Consider the following 19,071-nt stretch of genomic DNA (forward strand, 5'->3'; position numbering starts at 1 on the left):
AAGAATATAAACCCCGAAAGATATAAGGAATATATAGAAGGTATTGCATTTGAATATGACATTATTAAAAAGACACATATGGCAGATTATTTTCTTTTGAATGAAAGGATTATAGATAAAGCAGTAAATGAATATAATGGTATTCTCACTAGAACTGGTAGGGGGTCAGCAGTAAGTTTCTATATCAATAAATTATTAGGTTTTACTGAAATTGATAGATTTGAAGCAGAAGTACCATTATATCCAACCAGATTCATGAGTATTGCAAGAATCTTAGAGTCAAAATCCTTACCTGATATTGATTTCAATTGGGCTAATGTTGATGCACCTATTAAAGCATCAAAAGATATTCTTGGAGAAGATAATGTATATTATATGTATGCTATTGGATTTATGAAAGAATCATCTGCTTTTAGAAATCTATGTAGAGCATATGATTTGCCGATGGAACAATATAATGAAGTTGGTAAAGAACTAGATAAATATAAAAATGATTCACAGTGGAAAGATTTAATTGAAGAATCTAAAATGTTTCAAGGAGTCATAGAAAGTATATCTCCTAGTCCTTGTAGTTTTGTTATGTTAAATAAACCAATATCTAAAGAATTAGGATTAATCAAAGTAGGAGATGAAATTTGTGCATGTATAGATGGTTATACTTCAGATGTTTGGAAATATCTTAAAAATGACTTTCTTACTGTTAGAGTTTGGAAAATTATATCTGATACTTTTAAGTTGTTGAATAAACCAATCCCAACAATTAGAGAATTAAAACCTATGCTTGATAATAAGGTTTGGAAATTATATAAAAATGGGTTAACTGCAACCCTTAATCAAGTTGATACTGATTTAAGCACAGCATTAATGAAAAGATATTGTGCTAATAGTGTAGCAGAGACTAGTGCTTTTGTAGCAGCTATTCGACCAGGATTTGCAAGTCTTTTGAATACATTTTTAAATAGGCAAAAATATTCAACAGGTGTAGGAGAAATTGATAATATATTAGAACCTTCATATCATTTTATGCTTTATCAAGAATCTATTATGGCATTTCTTGTTTGGTGTGGATTAAAAGAAGATCATACTTATGATATTATTAAAAAGATTGCTAAAAAGAAATTTAAAGAAGAAGAATTAATTGAATTAAAAGAAGAATTGCGTAATGGATTTATTAATAATGTAGGCAATGATGAAAAATTTGAAGAAGTATGGCAAGTAGTAGAAGATGCTTCACGATACAGTTTTAATGCTAGTCATAGTTTAAGTGTGGCATGGGATAGTATTTATGGAGCATATTTAAAAGCAAATTATCCACTTGAATATTATACTGTAGTGCTTAATGAATATGAATCGGACTCTGAAAGAACGCGTAAAATACAATCAGAATTACCTTATTTTAATATTAAACTTTCAGATATTAAATTTGGTAAATCTACAGATACATATTCATTTGATAGAGAAACAAATACAATATATAAATCTATTACATCAATTAAATTTCTTAATGCTCAAATTGCACAAGAACTTTATCAACTGGCACAAAAACATACTTACACGAATTATATAGATTTGATTAAAGATATTAAAGAAAAAACTTCTACGGATGCAAGACAATGTAAAATACTTACAGGTTTAAATTTCTTTAGTCAATTTGGTAAGAATAAAAAACTATTAGGACTATTAGATTTATATGAATCAATTGGTGATGCTAAACAAATTAATAAGGATAAAGCGGATAAATTAGGATTAAATATAGATATTTTATTAAAACATACCCAAAAAATAACTGATAAATTGTATAAAGATATAGATATTATTTCGTATATAAAAGAAGTTTCAGAGTTAATAGAAGATAAGCCTTTATCAGTTAAAGAACAAGTAAAATTTGAATACACCTATCTTGAATATACGACAGTTAAATATGAAAAAGCCGATAAAAGTCTATATATCATTACTGAATATAAAACATACAAAGACAAAAGTAAGCCTTATTTGATTTTAAGAAATTTAAAAACAGGTAACGATTTAAAAACCAAAGTTAAAAACAGCAAAACTTTTACTGAAAATCCATTTAAATTATATGATGTTTTACAAGTTCTAAACTTTAAAACACAAAAGAAAATGAAGAATGTCGGTGGTAAATGGGAGAGAACAGACGAAAATGAAGATATACTTGATGAATGGGTGGTGTATTAATATACATACTTATGAATATGTAAAAAATTTCATAGAAGTAGAAAGTAATAGTGGATGTGAATTGTTAAGTAAAGAATATATTTCATCCATAAAACCACTTGATATAAAATGTAAATGTGGAAATATATTTTCAACTGTTTTTAATGAATTTAAAAGTCATAATAAAAGAAGATGTCATGAATGTAATGGTATGACAAAATGGAATTATAATTCAGTGAAAGAAAAATTAAATAATTTAGGATATATTTTATTAGATAAAGAATATATAAATGCAGTTTCAAAAATAACTTTAAAAGATTATGAAGGATATTATTATTTAACAGAATTCAGGATTGTCTTACAATCAAAACAAATACAAAAATTTCATCCATCTAATCCTTATACAATTCAAAACATAAAATTATGGTGCAAAATTAACAATAAACCTTTTGAATTATTAAGCGAAGAATATAAAGGAGTTTATGAAAAACTTCAATGGAAATGTTTAAAAGATGGTTGCGAAGAAATATTTGAGTCTGCTTGGACTGATATTAAAAGAGGTAATGGTTGTGGTTATTGCAAAGGTAGGCAAGTAGGATTATCTAATTGTTTAGCGATCCAAAATTCTGAACTTGCAAAAGAGTGGCATCCAACTAAAAATGGTGATTTGACTCCTTATGATATTCATTATGGATGCAAACAAAAAGTTTGGTGGATATGTGGAGAATGTGATTATGAATGGCCTGCAACTATATCAAATAGAAATAAAATAAACGGTAGCGGTTGCCCTATTTGTTCAAAATCTAAAGGAGAAAAGAGAATTAAAAAATGGCTGAAAGAAAATAAATATATAAATATAACGCAAGAAGAATATGAAAAATTGAATAATTTTGACAAAACAAAAAATAAATATTATATATTTCAAAAAGAGTTTAACGGACTTTTGGGATTAGGTAATGGTTTATTATCATATGATTTTTACTTGCCACAATATAATCTATTAATTGAATATCAAGGAGAATTTCATGATAATAGGGGAGGTAAAGGTAAAGGATATACAAAACAAAATTTAAAACAACAGCAAGAACATGACAGACGTAAAAAGGAGTATGCTAATAATCATAATATAAAATTATTAGAGATATGGTATTGGGATTTTGACAATATTGAAGAAATATTAAAGGAGAAGATAATTATTGGATAAAATAATTAAAGAATTTACTTGTACTCCTTTTATATGCTCTTATGATACAGATAAATTTAAAATATATGCGGTAGACGTTAATGAAGAAAAATTTCCTGATATCAAAAAGAATAAGTATGATAATTATACCATTATGGGCAATACACATAATCTTGCTTTGGGTAATATTCCTTATCACGTTAAGGCAGAAGAACAAAAATCTCAAAACGGATACGGATATCAATATAAGATTATCCATATCCAACGTGATAGACCAACAAATGAAATTACCACTCAAATGTTTTTATCTGAAATACTAACACCAGATCAAGTTAAAACTATCATGGAAAATTATCCAGATATAATTGATAGAGTAATTAATAATAGACTTGATGATATTGATTTAAACAAATTATATAATATTGGTCAATATAGACTTAATGTTATTAAACGAAAAATTGAAGAAAATTTTGTCTTTGCTGAATTGATTGAAATGTTCCAGGGTTTAATTGATATGAATACCATCAGAAAATTATATGATAAGTATCCTTCAACATTGAAAATCAAACAAGAAATACAGAATGAACCTTATAAATGCTTGTGTTCGTTATCTAAAATAGGTTTCAAAACGGCAGATAGTATTATTATTGAATTAGACAAAGAATCAAAAAAGCAAAAAGAAAAAGGTAAAAATCCTTCGGTATATTTTGATTTTGATATTAAAACTTCTGTTCAAAGAGCAATTGCTTCGGTTGAATATTTATTAGAACAAAATGAAAACGATGGTCATACTAGAATATTAATTACTGAGTTAAGAAAATTATTTGATAAACTTACACCAGAATGCAAAGATAAGTTTGTTAATGCTATTAAAAATTCAGAAGATTTTTATGTAGATAAAGATAGTAAAACAGTTTCATTTTTAGAAACATATAATACAGAATTATACATAGCAGAGAAACTTATTGAAGGATTAAAAGTAGAAAATAAATGGGAAGAAATAGATATTGAAGAATTTAGAAAGATTGATGATAATGAATTAACCGATGAGCAATTTGAAGCAGTTAAGATGTTTTATAATAATAACATTTCTATGTTAATAGGAGGAGGAGGCGTAGGAAAATCTTATACAACAAAAGTTAAAATACTTATAATGAAAACTTTAAAAAAATTATTTGATCTCTTTGCTCCTACAGGTAGAGCCAGTAAAGTATTATCTGGATACACTAAAGAAAACGCTTCAACAATTCATAGAGGTTTATATTATAATCCTTCTGCTGAAGTACAATGGGGATATAATGAAAATAATAAAATTCCATATGATGTTGTAATAGTAGATGAAATGTCTATGACAGATATTTTCTTAATGAAAAGACTAATTGAGGCAATAGATTTTACTAGAACTAAATTACTATTTATTGGAGATGATTTCCAGATACCATCAGTGGGAGCAGGAAATGTATTATATGATTTGATTAATAGTGAAGTAATACCAACTACTATTTTAACAAAAGTATTTAGATTTGGTATTGGTGGAATATCAACTATATCTACTAAGACAAGGTTTGGCGAACAATGGATAGAAGATAGAAATAATATTAATATCTTTGGTGAAGATAAAGGTTATATTTATATGCCGATGCAACAAAAACAAATTATGCCTACTATAAAAAGTTTGTATACTAAGTTAATGAATAATGGTGTTTCACCTGAAGATATTTTAATTTTATCATCTTATAATATCGGTGATTACGGTACTGAAAAAATCAATGAAATGATTCAACAAATAGCAAATAAGAATTATGATTCGGATTTAAAATTTAAATGTGGAAATACTACATATTATTTGGATGATATAGTAATTCAAACAAAAAATAATTATAAAGCAATTATTTATAATCCAGAAGATTTTAATCCGTTTGATGATGAAATGGCAATGCAAACTTTTATTAGTAATGGTGATATTGGAAAAGTAATTTTAATTGACAGTGAATATATGGTAGTACAATTTGATAATGAAAAAATTATCTATGATAGAGATATGGGGCTAAATTTAAAATTAGCATATAGTATTTCTATGCATAAGAGTCAAGGAGGTAGCTGTAAAAATATTATTATGATTACTCCTAAAGCACATACTTTTATGTTAAATGCGAACTTGATTTATGTTGGTCAAACCAGGGCAGAGCAAAGATGTTATCATTTGGGTGATCCAGATACTATTAATAGAGCATTAAAGAAAAAAGCAAATTTAAATAGAAAGACTCATCTAAAAGATATGTTAATTAAACTGCACAATAATTAACAAAACTATAAAATAAATATATTGACAAACAACACAAAGTAATCTATACTATTATTAAGGAGCGAGGGGCTGAAAAACAGTGACCACACCCGATAAAAACTGAACCCGTACAGAGGGAGAATGTGGCAGGTTGCTCCTTTAAAAATGTTATTTTTGTGAATAGATGACTTGTTTTGTCACAACTTTGAAAAGAGGTAATTAATGAACGATAAAATTAAAGATTTACTGACTGAAAACGGGTTTTATAGGCTTTCTAAAGAGGAAAGACAACAAAAACATAAAGAATTTATTGAAAATGTACCAAAAGTATTAAGTCAAGAAGAAAAGTTAGAATTAATAAAAATAATAAATGAAGAAACCCCATTAAAATGGGATTCTTAAAATCAAAAATCATGATAAAATGGATATTTCATTCAAATGATAGGAGGTAGTTATGCCAGCGAAAATAAGAGAAAGACCAATTCTTAAAGGTGAAGATGCAAAAAGATTTTTAGAAAGAGAAAAGCAAGTGGATGAAAAACATCAACAACTCATAGATAAAAAAATACAAGAATTTAATAAGTTATTTAATAAACCAAAACAATATAGAGTTGTACGCATATACAATACTTTGCAGAAAGAAAAAGATTTTAACGTAGATTATCATTTAAGATATATACATAAAATAGGGACGCAAGTTGAGCATCCTCATCAATCCAAAGTATTTAAAGATTTTATTTGTTTAAAGTTTGAAAATGATGAAGCTGATTGGTTTCATAAAGATGATTTAGAATTAACATAAATACGATTCATAAAATAATGGAGGGTGGTTTTATGACATTAGAATTAGTTAAGAAGCAATGTAGTAATTTTGGTAATCCAAGTGCTATGTTCAAAGATTGTGTTAATTGTTTTCATAATAATGGAGAGCTATGGGTTATGTGTATGAATTATAAAAATGGAAAAGTAAAGAAAGGAGGAATCTCGTAGTGAATGTGAATAAGAATGAATTTTTAAAACTATTATCTGAATGTATCAAAGATGGCAGTATTATATTTACGGTAAATAATGGTGTAGATTTGCTTAATGTTGTTATTAAAGATGAAAACAATGATGTTATTTTAGTTAAAAACTTTGAACAATAAGTATTAAGTATTTTTTGAAAGTTAATAAGAATAGTAAAATAAAAATACGATTTAAATGGTTGACATTTTGGTAATAAAATTATATAATAATATAGAAGCAGATAAAAAGGAGGGATAAAAATTAAATGAAACTAATCTCAATGCCGTACTCATGACTAAGAAAGGAGTAAATATGGCTGAATATATAAGATGCCCTAATTTAAATTGTTATAAAGATATCAATTTAGAAATTGATGTTTATAGAGATGAAAAGGGTAATTTATATTGCATTTATTGCCACACTTTATTAAGTATTAATTAAAATAATAAAATAAATAAGAGGAGAGAATATGGATAGTCTATTTGAAATACTGGAAGAACATTATAAATCAGATGAAATTATAGAAATGTTAAGAGATTTTGATAGGGATGACCTTGAAGAATATGCAATATCTCATAATACATGTATTCGCTGTGGTGGCGATCTTCTTATACATAGATGGTTAGAAGATAAAGGTGAATATTGTGGAGATAAAACATATAAAGAAATGAAAGTATTTGTTTGTGAAAATTGCCAAGCAGAATTTGTATAGAATAATAATATAAATAATGGAGGTATTTAGTGATATTAATAATTGGTACACAAAATTGTTCACGTTGTAATATGACAAAAACAATTTTGGATAAGAAAAATATTGAATATACATATAAACTTAGTAATGATATATCCAAAGAAGAACTTAATGAGTATATGAAAAAAGCAAGAATTAAAGGATTATTGAATTTCCCATTAATAATAAAAAATGATGAAATAATTGAAGTACAGGAGATAATATAATGTATTTAAAAATTACATATGATCAAGAATTTGATGATTTATATATGCATTTAAAAAGTAAATACCCTGTTAAACTATTTAATTTAGATGGTATTGGAGAACAAACTGATATGTCTAAATTTAGTAAAAAGTTTTTCTCCGCTAATATCACATCGGATGCTTCTATTGATGCTAATGCAAATGTTGATGATATAAGTGTTATTGCTTATAATACAGAATTACCCAAACCATATTTTAGATTAAATAGTTATTATATATTATGGAAAGAACTAAGAAGATTATATAATTTACAAGTTGCTAATGAAATAGTAGAAATGCAATTAGCAGGAGATATTTATATTCATGATTTTCATGGAGTGGCAGCAGGAATGCCGTATTGTTTTAATTATTCTACTTATGACATTATGACAAATGGTTTGCCAATGGTTAAAAAGATTAAATCTTTTAATCCTAAATATCTATACTCTTTTAAATCACAACTTGAACAGTTTACAGTTATTGCTTCAAATTCAACTTTAGGGGCAACTGGCTTAGCGGATTTATTAATAGTAATGTCTTATTATGTTAAAAATATTTTAGATTCAAAAACAGACGCACATTTTACATTTGCTACTGAAAAAGATTGTTGGAATTATATTAAAGAGAGCATAATTTCTTTTATTTATACAATAAATCAACCCATGAGGGCTAATCAAAGTCCTTTCACTAATATAAGTATATATGATAAATATTTTTTAGAAAAATTACGTGAAGATTATGTTTTCCCTGATGGTTCTTTGGCAGATATAAAAATAGTACAAAAACTTCAAATATTATTCATGGATATAATGAATAAAGAAATGAATAGGACTCCTATTACTTTCCCAATCACAACAGCTTGTTTTAGTATTGATGAAGAAAATAATATTCAAGATGAAGACTTTTTAAAATTAATATCTGAAAAGAATCAGAAATATGGATTCATAAATATCTATTGTGGGAAAACATCTACACTTTCTAGTTGTTGTAGACTTAGAAGTGAACAAAAATCAGAGTATTTTAATTCATTTGGTTCAGGTTCATCTAAAATTGGTAGCCTTGGAGTTTGTAGTATAAACTTTCCTCGATTAGCTTTAAAAAATAAATATAATGAATATGATTTCTTTGAATCCTTAAAACAAATGGTTGAAGTTTGTGCAAAAATCAATAATGCAAAACGTCATATCATCAAAAAAAGAATAGAGAATGGTAATGAACCTTTATATGCATTAGGGTATATGGACATATCAAAACAATATTCTACGGTAGGGGTAAACGGATTAAATGAATGTGTAGAAATAATGGGATATGACATTTTAAATAAACAGGGTCAAGATTTTGCTGTAAAAATAATGGACGTTATCAATATTATTAACAAAAGATTTGAAAAAAATTATAATGCTCCTCATAACTGTGAACAAGTACCTGGGGAAAATATGAGTATCAAAATGGCAGAAAAGGATAAATTACTAAATTATCACACCAAATATAATATTTATAGTAACCAGTTTATTCCTTTGATAGTCAATGCAGATATGCTAGATAGAATTAAACTACAAGGTTTATTTGATAAACATTTTAGTGGTGGAAGTATTCTTCATATTAATATTGATAGTCCAATAGAAGATATAAATTCTATTATAGAATTAATTAGATCGACAGCAAAAATGGGTGTAGTTTATTTTGCACTTAATTATAATTTGCAAGAATGTGAAGAAGGTCATATGAGTGTAGGCAGAAAAGATAATTGCGAAATATGCGGTAAACTAATCATTAATAATTATACTAGAGTAGTTGGATTTTTAACAAATACAAAAAACTGGCATAAAGTTAGAAGAGAAGAAGATTATCCTAGTAGAAAATGGTATGAAAGTATATGAATATAGTATCGACACAATATACTGCAAATACAAAAACTTTTGAAATATATTTAGCAGGATGTGCAAGAAATCCTCATTGTAAAAACTGTTTTAATGAAGAAACTTGGGATTTTAATATTGGTAAATTATATGAAGAAGAATTACCAAATATATCAATTAAAATAAATGATTTTTCAAATTTAATTAAATATATAGCAATTCTAGGAGGCGAACCACTCCACTCAAAAGGTTTGGTTCACCTTTTAGAAATCTTGTATAAATTAAAACCAATATGGTTATACACTTCTTATGAATTAAATGAAGTTCCAAATAATATTAAGCAGTATTGTTCTTATATAAAAACAGGAAGATATATCGAAGAACTTGCTATTGACAATAATATTCAATATGGTATTAAACTAGCAAGTTCAAACCAAAAAATATATAAAATAAATTAAAAAATAAAGGAGGAAACAATCTTGCCTGATATTGTAATGTGTAAAAAATATAATTGTCCTAAAGCAAATGAATGTTACCGTCTTCGCGCTATATCATTAGACAAATATCAAGCATATACTGATTTTATTTCAATTTGTAATGATTTAGACGATTATCATTTTTTCATGAAAATACGTCCAGAAGACGAAGTAATAGAATTAGAAGAGATATTAGAGAATCAGAATTCAAAAGAAGTTACAAAAACTGAAACGGAGGCATCTAATGGAGAAATCTGATCAATCTAACCAACCAAATTTTAAACCAAGTTGGGACACCTGTTATTTTCCTAGGTTATCTATTGATAATAAGTGTAATGAATGTAGTTTAAATGGTTTTGCTCTATGTAAAATGCATCCAAATTATAAACAAATGAAAGAAGAATTCGATAAGAAACATGAGAAAAGAAAGAAGGATTAATTAGTGAGTAAAGAATTGTTAATTCAATTATTAGATAATGACGGAAAGGTTTTAGAAGATATATGTATTACTTCAAATGTTACAAATAATTCTACTTTTGATAAACTATATAAATCAATTGTAGATAGAACAACTACTTATGAAAAGGCAATGAATGAAATAATAAATATAAAAATTAAGAATATAGAGGAATCAGAACCTCAAGATAAATTTATAAATTTTTTAGCATCATTAGATGATAAGATTATTGCTTTAGAAAATAAAAATAAAGAATGTTTATTAAAATTCGATAAGGAATTAATAAAAGAAAAATTAACACTATTAGAAACATGCTCTACTTCTAATAATTATACATTCAATATTAATATTGAGAATTCTTCCAATATTGATGTTGATAAATTATTAAAGCAAATAAGCAACGAATTAGAAAAACTAGGAAAATGGCAATAAAAATAACCCTAAAATCCCTAAATCCCGTTATATTGGGCTTATATAATACCCACAAAACCCAATATATAGGGATTCTTAGTAAAACATGATAAAAGAGACATTTGGTTAAAAGTTAAGGAGTAAATTTATGAAATATTTATTATATTTTGTAGTATTTATGGTTACAATGGTTTTTATTAAACTAATAGAATTAGCAATAGATAGATATAAAAATAAATTTTAGGAGGAAATATGTATATAGAAGAAACTCGTTATTTTGAAAAAGGAGATAGAGTGTTTGTTGAAAGTCATAATTACTTAGAAGATGATAAACTTGGAATTGTTATTGAAGATCAAGGATTTAACTCATATAGACCAGTTAAAGTAAAATTAGATACTGGTGAAGAAATTATGGTTGAACCTTGTGATTTATATTTAGATGAATAGAAAAAAATAATAAAGGAGAATTATTATGGATAAAATTTATTTTGCAAAAACAAATCCAAATGCAATAATACCATCAAAAATTGAAGAAAATGCAGGTATGGATATTTATCCCTGTTTTGAGGAAGATTTTATATGGATTAAACCACATAATACTGCAATGATACCTACTGGTATTGCTAGTGCATGTTCTTCAAATTATTATTTCCAATTGTTTGAACGTGGAAGTACGGGAACTAAGGGGATAGGTCAAAGATGTGGAGTAATAGATAGTGGGTATAGAAATGAATGGTTTGTGCCTATTACTAATCATAATTATAAACAATTAATTATTATCAAAGAAAACATATCTAAATCAGAAGTGTTAGAAGAATTATTTGGAACAACCCGTGGTAGTAATGACAATTTTATTTTCTATCCCTATGAAAAAGCTATATGTCAAGCAGTATTATTACCTGTTCCAAAAATTGAAGTAAATGAGATTAGTTATAATGATATATTAGAAATAACCTCAGAACGTGGTTTGGGTAATTTAGGTAGTTCGGGTAAATAAATTATAGCAGGAGTTATTTCCTGCTTATTTATTAACCGTTAACTAAAAATATAAAGGAGGTTAACCATATTGAAATGTACGTTACCCGTTTGTATTTACTATCATGAATCTATTGATAATCCTAATAATCCTAAGACATATTGTGACTTGCATGGTTTTGAAATTAACTACACAAACATAGATAAAATCGAAAATTGCGAAAACCATAAAACTTTTCAAAAATTAAAAGAAAATTGGAAGAATATGTCTTGATAATAGGTTATTAAAATAGTAAAATAAATATATAAAAAATAATTACATACGGAGGTACGATTTATTGGATTTTTCTTTAACAAATGACGTTTCTAAGGCTGATTTTTGGATTTCTTACCCAGATAAAGAAAGTAGTGTAAAAGACTTTATCATTCCTAATAAGATGTATAAGTTAATTAAACATGAAGATGGATTTGGTGAAGAAGATTATTTTATTGAGGCAGAGGACGGGAGTTTAAATATGTATTATTTATGCCATAGAGGATTCTTCCTTATAGTAAAGGAGAGTTAAATGTTTTATAATATTCTACAACTAACAGGTGGTATTATAACTTCTATTGGTGTATGTTTTCAAATTTATAAAACTATTAAAAGTAAATCTGTAAAAGATATTAGTTTTATCAATTACCTATCTTTGTTAATTGGAATTAGTATGATGGAGGCATATGGATTTCACTGGGTTTTAACTAACGGTTCAGGTTTAGCATTTTTAATTACTAATTCTGCATCTTTGTTATTAAGTTTTTGTATGGTAATTTTAATATTAATCTATAGAAACAAAAAATAAATATAAGGAGAAACTTACTACAATGGACAATAAACAAAGATTAAAAATCTTAACTTCATATCAAGATAATCCAATGGTTCATCCTCTTACCTGTGGGAAAAATTCAAATCATCAGAATTTAGTACCAGTAGAAGAGGATGATAAAGTTATATTAAAATGTTCAGATTGTGATTATATTCAGGAGTTAACTGATAATTTTATTAAGTTGTTAAGGGAATTAGATAAGAATTATAAGAAGGGATTAGAGATGTATAAAGAGATGACAGGAAATGAGGAAGGAGAGTTGAATGTCAAGAATCTATAAACATACTAAAAGTGGTAATTTATATTTATTACTTTCAGATCAAGCAAAAGAAACTGACAATGCTGAACCTGTTGTAGTTTATCAAGCATTGTACGAAGATAATCAAATTTGGGTTAGACCATATGATGAGTTTTATAGTTTTATAGAAATTGATGGTGAAAAGAAACCTAGATTTGAATTAATTGAAATAAAACGATTGCTTAATAAGTTTTAATAAAAGTTCTATTTGGAAGTAATGTTAAGGAGTTAAATTATGAAAAAATATACTTGTGATTTATGTGGTTCAGATACAAATGATGATCAAGAATATTCTTTGCCAATTTGGTTACATATATGTGGTGGGAGAGGTACAGTTATTTTAATGCCAAAATTTGAATTAGATATAGATCATTATAATTTATGTAAAAATTGCAAAAAGGAATTAGCTGATTTTGTATATGAGAAACAACAAAAATATTTATTAAACCAGAAAGGAGCAACCATATGAGAAGTGAAAAAATACTTATTGAACTTCAAAAAGAAAATCAAAAACTTAAAATACAAAATGATATTTTAGATACTGCGTTATTGAATGCTTGCCAAACTATTTGTAGAGAATTGAATTATTCTCAAGATGAAATAATACAAATGAAAAATAAATATATTGAACGAGTTAAAGATTTTTATGATTATGAATAATTAATTAAAAATAAAGAAAGGAGTATTTAATGACAAATATTATAAAACAAATACGTAAGATAATTGGTAATTTTGATTCTAGTGATATATCTATTCATATTGCCGGAAATGAAATATGGTTTTATATCTATGAATCTGAAGTACCTATTATAATTGATTTAAAAAACAATAATGTTTATGTGGATTGTGAAACTATGAGTCATCAATTAACTAGTAGTATGTTATATGAATTACATATGATAACTGAATTATTAAACGATAATTTAGATGTGTTTAGAAATTTATTAAAATAAACTTTGTCTTTCATCACAATATTAAAATAATAAAACCAAAATATTATAGGAGGTAATTTTTGATTAAATTTGAACATATAGAAGTGTTTAATTTTGAAGGTGCTTTAAAAGGTATGAGAAACCCCTTAGAATCATGGAATAAATCAGATAGTTATTATACTTATGATAATAATTTTGAAGAAGAAAGAAAATATGTTATTGGCGAAGAAGATATGAAACTTGCTTTAAAACTTGTTAAAGCAGGATCGGAACATGCTAAATTCATACGCCAGATATTTGTTTCAATAGATATTACCGCACCTTTATATTTTTATAAAGAATTTGATACTTATAAAATAAGTACAGTTGCAAATTCAACCAGTTCAATGCATAAAATGGGAACTAGATTATTAACTAATGAAGATTTTTCTTGGGATAAAATTACTCCACATAGAGATAATGAAATTTATCATTTAAATAAACTTATAAAACAATGGCAAGATTCTAATAAAACAAATAAGGAAATATGGAGAGAATTAATTCAAGATTTACCTTCTTCATTAAATCAAACAAGAACTTGGACAGCAAATTATCAAGTATTAAGAAATATATATTTCCAACGTAGGTATCATAAGTTAGTTGAATGGTTAGATTTTTGTAAAATGATTAAAGAATTGCCTTATAGTGAATTGATAACTATTGAATAAAAAGGAAAGGAACTAAATATGCAAATAATTAATATATCAGGAAAAGCCCAACATGGTAAAGATACAACATCTTTAATTCTAAAAGAAAAACTAGAGTCAAAAAATAAAAAAGTATTAATAGCACATTATGCAGACTTATTAAAATATGAAGCAAAACAATTTTTTAATTGGAATGGATTAAAAGATGAACAAGGTAGGCATATTCTTCAATACATAGGGACAGACGTAATTAGAGCAAAAAATCCTAATTATTGGGTTGATTTTGTTAAAGAATTTTTAACAATGTTTCAAAACGAATGGGATTATGTGATAATTCCAGATTGTAGATTTCCCAATGAATGTGAAGCATGGAAGATTGATGGTTGGTCTAATGTTACTGTGAGAGTGGTAAGGGGTAATTTCATAAGTAATTTAACTACCGAGCAATTAAATCATCCTTCTGAAACTGCTTTAGATGATTATAAGTTTGATTATTATATACATAATGATTCTGGGATAGATGAACTTAAATTAGAAATAGATAAATTTATTAATTATTTAGGAGGTTAAATGAAACAAAAACTATTCTTAGATTTCGATTCAGTTATTGTTGATTCTGTAACTGCTTACACTGATACATATAATGAATTATACATAAATAAAAAAGGGTTTATTCCTGCTGATCCAGAATTAAACAAACATTGGGATTTTAATGAAATTTGTCCATTAGAGAAAAACCCATTAAATATATTTAGTCATCCATTATTCTTTAAATTTGTTGAATTTATGCCTAATGCAGAAAATGTTATTCAAAAATTAAATAATAAATATCAAATAATTATATGTAGTCTTGGTTGTTATATTAATATCGCAAGAAAAGCTAAATGGATTAAAGATAATATGCCTTATATTAAAGATGCTATTTTACTAACTAATCAAGGGATAAAAATGGATAAAGGAATAGTAAATATGAATTATCCTGGTTCGATTTTCATTGACGATGTTAAAAGTAACTTAGATAGTTCAAATGCTGAGAGAAAAATTTTGTTTGGTAGTAGGTTTGATTGGAATAGTGAATGGACAGGAGAATGGGGTAGGGATTGGAGTGAGGTAGGAGAGAGGTTGTTATAGGAAGTTATTATAATAGAAAAATAAATATTAATAAAGAAAGGGAGAATCTTTATAGCATCTAAATATAAAAAAATAAGATTATCAAAAGATGAAACAATAGACGAGCATAGATACATAATGGAACAATATTTAGGTAGAAAATTAGATTTTAATGAGGTTGTACATCATATAAATGGTGATACACATGATAATAGATTAGAAAACTTAGAATTAAAATCAAGAAGTGAACATTCCAGAGAGCATATGGCGGGAATCATTATTTCTGAAGAAACAAGAGAAAAAATAAGAAATGCTCCTAAACTTAAAGGTAGTCAGAAAAAACAATCAAAATTAACCGAAGATGATGTAATAATTATAAAAGATTATTTAAATAAAGGTATGGGAGTAAGAGAAATAGCAAGATTATATAATGTTTGTCATTCTATTATATCTAATATAAAAACAGGGAAAGCATGGAAACATGTAACATAATAGAAAAATAAATATGGAGGATAAATGAATAAACACAAAGATGATGAAGTTATAATAAGAATACATAATAAACCTTCAATAGAATCATTAATAAATTTATTAAATGTAGCAGAAGAAATTTATGATAAATATTATTTAAAACAACAAAAAGAGAAAGAGTAGTTTAACTACTCTTTTTTAATGCGAAATATTATTTACAAATAATAGAAATATATGATATTATTGATATTAAAATAATCTCAAAGAGGTGACACGTAATGGCAATGCAAAATCCATATATGGATAAATCAAATCCATTGTATCTAGGTAAATATAAAATTAATATTGTAGCTCTTTATCTTCGCAAATCAAGGGGAGATGATATTGATTGTTTAAGCACTCATAAAAGAACCTTAATAGAAATGTGTATAAAAAATAGTTGGCAATATGTTATTTATGAAGAAATAGCAAATAGTGAATATATACAAACTAGACCTGAAATGATGAGATTACTTAGAGATGTTGAGCAAGGAATGTATGATGCAGTTTTAGTACATGAATTTTCTCGATTAGGTAGAGGAGATTTAGAAGATATCGGTATTATTAAACGTGTATTCCGTAATAGCGAAACATTAATTATTGATCCTCAAAGAGTAAGAAATTTAGAAGATGATGGTGATAATTTAATGGTCGATATTGAAGGTATTATGAATAACCAAGAATATCGCGCTATTAAAAGAAGATTACGTCAAGGTAAAATTGAAAAAGCAAGAGAAGGTAAATGGACAAATGGGATTCCACCATATCCATATGTTTATCAAGAATGGTTTGATGATAATGGTAAAAGATATTTTAAACCAAAAAGTCTAGTTATTAATTTAAATCAAAAACCTATATATAGATATATAATTGAACAAGGATTAAAAAATGTACCACCAGATGATATTGCTTGGGAATTAAATAAAAAAGAGTTTCCTTCTCCTAGAGGGGGAACTTGGTCAGGGGTAAGTGTTTATAGACTTTTGATAGACCAGACACACTTAGGAAGAATTGTTATTAATAAAAGTCGTGGAGATGGTCATAAAAAGAAAAAACCTAATGCAAAAAAAGCTATGAGATTACCTGAAGAACAATGGATTGTAATTAATAATTGTCATGAACCATTAAAAACAGAAGAAGAACATGAGCAATTACTTAGATTAATAAGTGCTAGAAAAAAACAACCTCACAGAGCAAGAGCAGGGCAACATGAATTATCTGGTATTTTAAAATGTGGGGTTTGTGGATATGGTTTATATTTTGAAAGAAAAGGTGGAGAGAAAACAGGTGTTAAACCATGTTGGCATAGAAATGAATTTGGAGAGAAATGTGTTAATCGAGGTAAACAAATAAATATTTTAGATTATATAAATCAAATAATTTTAGATTATAAAAATGAATTAATTGAAGCAGAAAAACAAAATAAAGAAAAAGATAATGTTAAAACAAACAACACAATAAATTCTATGTTAGAAATTAAATACAAAACACTTGAAAAATATAGAAAAGCATTTCAGAAAGCAAGACTATCTTATGATTTAGGAAAGTATTCAGATGAAGAATGGGAAGATAGTAAAAATTATTGGTGTAAAGAAATAGATATTTTAGAAAAGAATATTGAGGAGTTAGAAAAATCTAACCAAGCAAAAGAATATTTTGTAACAAATATTGAAAGATTGCAAAAACTTAATTTTGTTTTAGAACATATAAATGATCCTAATATTTCTCCTGTTGAAAAAAATTATTTATATAAAACAGTTTTAGGTAGTGTTATATGGACACGTATTGGAGATGAAAAACCCATCATAGACGTAAATTTTCTTTCGTGGGGTAACACAGGAACCTTACAAACTATATCTCAAATTGCAGATGTGCCATTGGTGTCATGTCGGCAATTTGAGATAGTTGTAATAGTGTTATCCCATAGGATTACAAATATTTATTATTCAAGTGAAGAAAAAGTTGCATAAGTAAACGAAAAAAATAAGGAGTGATTAATTTCACTCCTTATTTTACACCATTTATTACCAAATATCAAAATCACATTCCACAATCTCCGTTTTTCTTCCATTTACTCACTCATACTCATTCATACAAACCAAAAATCATAACCAAATACTTGTTTTATATAATCTGTATCACTTGTCCACACATAGGACAAATATTTTTAGTATTTGGTATTTCTATTGCTTCGCTGGCACTGCAATTAGAGCAGGTTGCCACGCCATCGGTGTAAATTATATAGCCCTGCGGGGCAGTAATCTCTGGGTTTAATTCTGCCCCGCAGTCACAAACGATTATATTGCCATCTCGTAGGTGCATTAATGCAACCCTCCTTTTCTGCCCATTATTCTTTCTGCTAGAGTACCATCAAACCAGTTGGCAAACCAAATATCGCACTGAGCTTGCATAGGTTCGTTACCTACTCCAAAAATATCAGTAAGATTAATTAAAAAAACATCATCAATATTTACATTTAACCCGTTTGTTATTTCACTTGCACCAAAAACTAAAGAACCACTTCCGGTACAATTCCATATTTTTGAGTAGGTTCTAAATTCTGTAGATAAATCAAATACATTTAAATCCCAGAATGATCTGCCAATAAGGAGTTGATTATTACTAACGCTATTATTTCTTTTAGCTTTTAATCTTATATAATATTTACCAGCAGAGGGTATAATATTTTGTGACACCCAGTTATCTTCTGTATAACCTATAAAACCTGGTAAAGTCCATGTCAATGCCCCATTAACAATAGTTTTATCAGTAACACTTGCACCAAATGTCCATCCTGTAGTTCCATTACGAAAATCACCATTCACAACCAAGTTAGTTATCTTTAAGCTCCGTCTCAGTCCCATACCAT

General features: G+C 26.7%; 32 protein-coding genes. 31 read left to right on the top strand and 1 reads right to left on the bottom strand.

The annotated features are described in order from the left end of the window. The 31 genes from LLF98_RS01795 to LLF98_RS01945 all read left to right on the top strand — a co-directional run. Positions 1-2,196 (top strand): hypothetical protein (locus LLF98_RS01795; RefSeq protein ID WP_291700251.1); only part of this gene is annotated, 2,196 nt, incomplete at its 5' end. Continuing rightward, complete coding sequence (locus LLF98_RS01800) at positions 2,162-3,379, top strand: zinc-ribbon domain-containing protein (RefSeq protein ID WP_291700254.1); 1,218 nt, start codon at positions 2,162-2,164, stop codon at positions 3,377-3,379. The genes LLF98_RS01795 and LLF98_RS01800, both read left to right, overlap by 35 nt. Continuing rightward, the gene (locus LLF98_RS01805; RefSeq protein ID WP_291700256.1) at positions 3,372-5,663 is read left to right on the top strand and encodes an AAA family ATPase; all 2,292 of its coding nucleotides are present in this window, start codon (positions 3,372-3,374) and stop codon (positions 5,661-5,663) included. The genes LLF98_RS01800 and LLF98_RS01805 overlap by 8 nt, the downstream gene beginning before the upstream one ends. 201 nt (positions 5,664-5,864) lie before the next feature. Then, a complete protein-coding gene (locus LLF98_RS01810) occupies positions 5,865-6,044 on the top strand; it encodes a hypothetical protein (protein ID WP_291700258.1) in 180 nt (59 codons plus the stop codon). A 52-nt stretch (positions 6,045-6,096) separates the two neighbouring features. Then, positions 6,097-6,444: a hypothetical protein gene (locus tag LLF98_RS01815; protein ID WP_291700259.1), complete on the top strand. Its 348-nt coding sequence runs from the start codon at positions 6,097-6,099 to the stop codon at positions 6,442-6,444. A gap of 32 nt (positions 6,445-6,476) precedes the next feature. Beyond that, on the top strand, positions 6,477-6,632 hold the full coding sequence (locus tag LLF98_RS01820; RefSeq protein WP_291700261.1) for a hypothetical protein: 156 nt from the start codon (positions 6,477-6,479) through the stop codon (positions 6,630-6,632). Then, on the top strand, positions 6,632-6,787 hold the full coding sequence (locus LLF98_RS01825; protein ID WP_291700262.1) for a hypothetical protein: 156 nt from the start codon (positions 6,632-6,634) through the stop codon (positions 6,785-6,787). Before LLF98_RS01820 ends, LLF98_RS01825 begins: the two co-directional genes overlap by 1 nt. Before the next feature lie 172 nt (positions 6,788-6,959). Continuing rightward, positions 6,960-7,088, top strand: a complete 129-nt coding sequence (locus LLF98_RS01830; protein ID WP_291700264.1) for a hypothetical protein — start codon at positions 6,960-6,962, stop codon at positions 7,086-7,088. Between the two features lie 28 nt (positions 7,089-7,116). Continuing rightward, positions 7,117-7,359, top strand: a complete 243-nt coding sequence (locus LLF98_RS01835; protein ID WP_291700266.1) for a hypothetical protein — start codon at positions 7,117-7,119, stop codon at positions 7,357-7,359. 29 nt (positions 7,360-7,388) lie between these two features. Continuing rightward, entirely contained in the window at positions 7,389-7,604 is a 216-nt protein-coding gene (locus tag LLF98_RS01840) for a glutaredoxin domain-containing protein (protein WP_291700269.1), read from the top strand. Then, entirely contained in the window at positions 7,604-9,502 is a 1,899-nt protein-coding gene (locus tag LLF98_RS01845) for an anaerobic ribonucleoside-triphosphate reductase (protein WP_291700271.1), read from the top strand. Before LLF98_RS01840 ends, LLF98_RS01845 begins: the two co-directional genes overlap by 1 nt. Beyond that, the gene (locus LLF98_RS01850; protein WP_291700272.1) at positions 9,499-9,939 is read left to right on the top strand and encodes a 4Fe-4S cluster-binding domain-containing protein; all 441 of its coding nucleotides are present in this window, start codon (positions 9,499-9,501) and stop codon (positions 9,937-9,939) included. Before LLF98_RS01845 ends, LLF98_RS01850 begins: the two co-directional genes overlap by 4 nt. A gap of 21 nt (positions 9,940-9,960) precedes the next feature. Beyond that, positions 9,961-10,215 (top strand): hypothetical protein, encoded by a 255-nt coding sequence (locus LLF98_RS01855; RefSeq protein ID WP_291700274.1) that lies wholly within the window; start codon positions 9,961-9,963, stop codon positions 10,213-10,215. Further along, positions 10,202-10,396, top strand: a complete 195-nt coding sequence (locus LLF98_RS01860; protein ID WP_291700276.1) for a hypothetical protein — start codon at positions 10,202-10,204, stop codon at positions 10,394-10,396. Before LLF98_RS01855 ends, LLF98_RS01860 begins: the two co-directional genes overlap by 14 nt. Before the next feature lie 3 nt (positions 10,397-10,399). Then, positions 10,400-10,846: a hypothetical protein gene (locus LLF98_RS01865; protein WP_291700278.1), complete on the top strand. Its 447-nt coding sequence runs from the start codon at positions 10,400-10,402 to the stop codon at positions 10,844-10,846. A 231-nt stretch (positions 10,847-11,077) separates the two neighbouring features. Then, a complete protein-coding gene (locus LLF98_RS01870; protein ID WP_291700280.1) occupies positions 11,078-11,272 on the top strand; it encodes a hypothetical protein in 195 nt (64 codons plus the stop codon). 25 nt (positions 11,273-11,297) lie between these two features. Beyond that, entirely contained in the window at positions 11,298-11,822 is a 525-nt protein-coding gene (locus LLF98_RS01875; protein ID WP_291700283.1) for a dUTP pyrophosphatase, read from the top strand. A 69-nt stretch (positions 11,823-11,891) separates the two neighbouring features. Beyond that, the gene (locus tag LLF98_RS01880; protein ID WP_291700285.1) at positions 11,892-12,074 is read left to right on the top strand and encodes a hypothetical protein; all 183 of its coding nucleotides are present in this window, start codon (positions 11,892-11,894) and stop codon (positions 12,072-12,074) included. 64 nt (positions 12,075-12,138) lie between these two features. After that, the gene (locus tag LLF98_RS01885) at positions 12,139-12,366 is read left to right on the top strand and encodes a hypothetical protein (protein WP_291700287.1); all 228 of its coding nucleotides are present in this window, start codon (positions 12,139-12,141) and stop codon (positions 12,364-12,366) included. After that, on the top strand, positions 12,367-12,642 hold the full coding sequence (locus LLF98_RS01890; RefSeq protein WP_291700289.1) for a hypothetical protein: 276 nt from the start codon (positions 12,367-12,369) through the stop codon (positions 12,640-12,642). Positions 12,643-12,664: 22 nt separating this feature from the next. After that, positions 12,665-12,946: a hypothetical protein gene (locus LLF98_RS01895; RefSeq protein ID WP_291700290.1), complete on the top strand. Its 282-nt coding sequence runs from the start codon at positions 12,665-12,667 to the stop codon at positions 12,944-12,946. After that, positions 12,930-13,160, top strand: a complete 231-nt coding sequence (locus LLF98_RS01900) for a DUF1653 domain-containing protein (RefSeq protein WP_291700292.1) — start codon at positions 12,930-12,932, stop codon at positions 13,158-13,160. Before LLF98_RS01895 ends, LLF98_RS01900 begins: the two co-directional genes overlap by 17 nt. 39 nt (positions 13,161-13,199) lie before the next feature. After that, the gene (locus LLF98_RS01905; RefSeq protein ID WP_291700294.1) at positions 13,200-13,433 is read left to right on the top strand and encodes a hypothetical protein; all 234 of its coding nucleotides are present in this window, start codon (positions 13,200-13,202) and stop codon (positions 13,431-13,433) included. After that, positions 13,430-13,624, top strand: a complete 195-nt coding sequence (locus LLF98_RS01910) for a hypothetical protein (RefSeq protein WP_291700296.1) — start codon at positions 13,430-13,432, stop codon at positions 13,622-13,624. The genes LLF98_RS01905 and LLF98_RS01910 overlap by 4 nt, the downstream gene beginning before the upstream one ends. 29 nt (positions 13,625-13,653) lie before the next feature. After that, a complete protein-coding gene (locus tag LLF98_RS01915; RefSeq protein ID WP_291700298.1) occupies positions 13,654-13,917 on the top strand; it encodes a hypothetical protein in 264 nt (87 codons plus the stop codon). Between the two features lie 59 nt (positions 13,918-13,976). Further along, positions 13,977-14,603: a hypothetical protein gene (locus LLF98_RS01920; protein WP_291700300.1), complete on the top strand. Its 627-nt coding sequence runs from the start codon at positions 13,977-13,979 to the stop codon at positions 14,601-14,603. 18 nt (positions 14,604-14,621) lie between these two features. After that, entirely contained in the window at positions 14,622-15,152 is a 531-nt protein-coding gene (locus tag LLF98_RS01925; protein WP_291700302.1) for a hypothetical protein, read from the top strand. Beyond that, the gene (locus LLF98_RS01930; RefSeq protein ID WP_291700304.1) at positions 15,153-15,713 is read left to right on the top strand and encodes a hypothetical protein; all 561 of its coding nucleotides are present in this window, start codon (positions 15,153-15,155) and stop codon (positions 15,711-15,713) included. It abuts the gene before it with no gap. Between the two features lie 117 nt (positions 15,714-15,830). Continuing rightward, positions 15,831-16,184, top strand: coding sequence for an HNH endonuclease (locus LLF98_RS01935; protein ID WP_366512064.1), 354 nt, complete (start codon positions 15,831-15,833; stop codon positions 16,182-16,184). Positions 16,185-16,208: 24 nt separating this feature from the next. Next, a complete protein-coding gene (locus tag LLF98_RS01940) occupies positions 16,209-16,346 on the top strand; it encodes a hypothetical protein (protein WP_291700306.1) in 138 nt (45 codons plus the stop codon). Positions 16,347-16,441: 95 nt separating this feature from the next. Continuing rightward, on the top strand, positions 16,442-18,172 hold the full coding sequence (locus LLF98_RS01945; protein WP_291700308.1) for a recombinase family protein: 1,731 nt from the start codon (positions 16,442-16,444) through the stop codon (positions 18,170-18,172). 351 nt (positions 18,173-18,523) lie between these two features. Here LLF98_RS01945 and LLF98_RS01950 read toward each other — a convergent pair whose 3' ends face one another. Beyond that, positions 18,524-19,066 carry a hypothetical protein gene (locus tag LLF98_RS01950; RefSeq protein WP_291700310.1) on the bottom strand — a complete coding sequence of 181 codons (543 nt, stop codon included), beginning with the start codon at positions 19,064-19,066 and terminating at the stop codon, positions 18,524-18,526. Positions 19,067-19,071 lie beyond the last annotated feature (5 nt).

Source organism: Clostridium sp. (assembly GCF_021372645.1).
In the GTDB taxonomy this organism is placed as follows: Bacteria; Bacillota; Clostridia; order Clostridiales; family Clostridiaceae; genus Clostridium.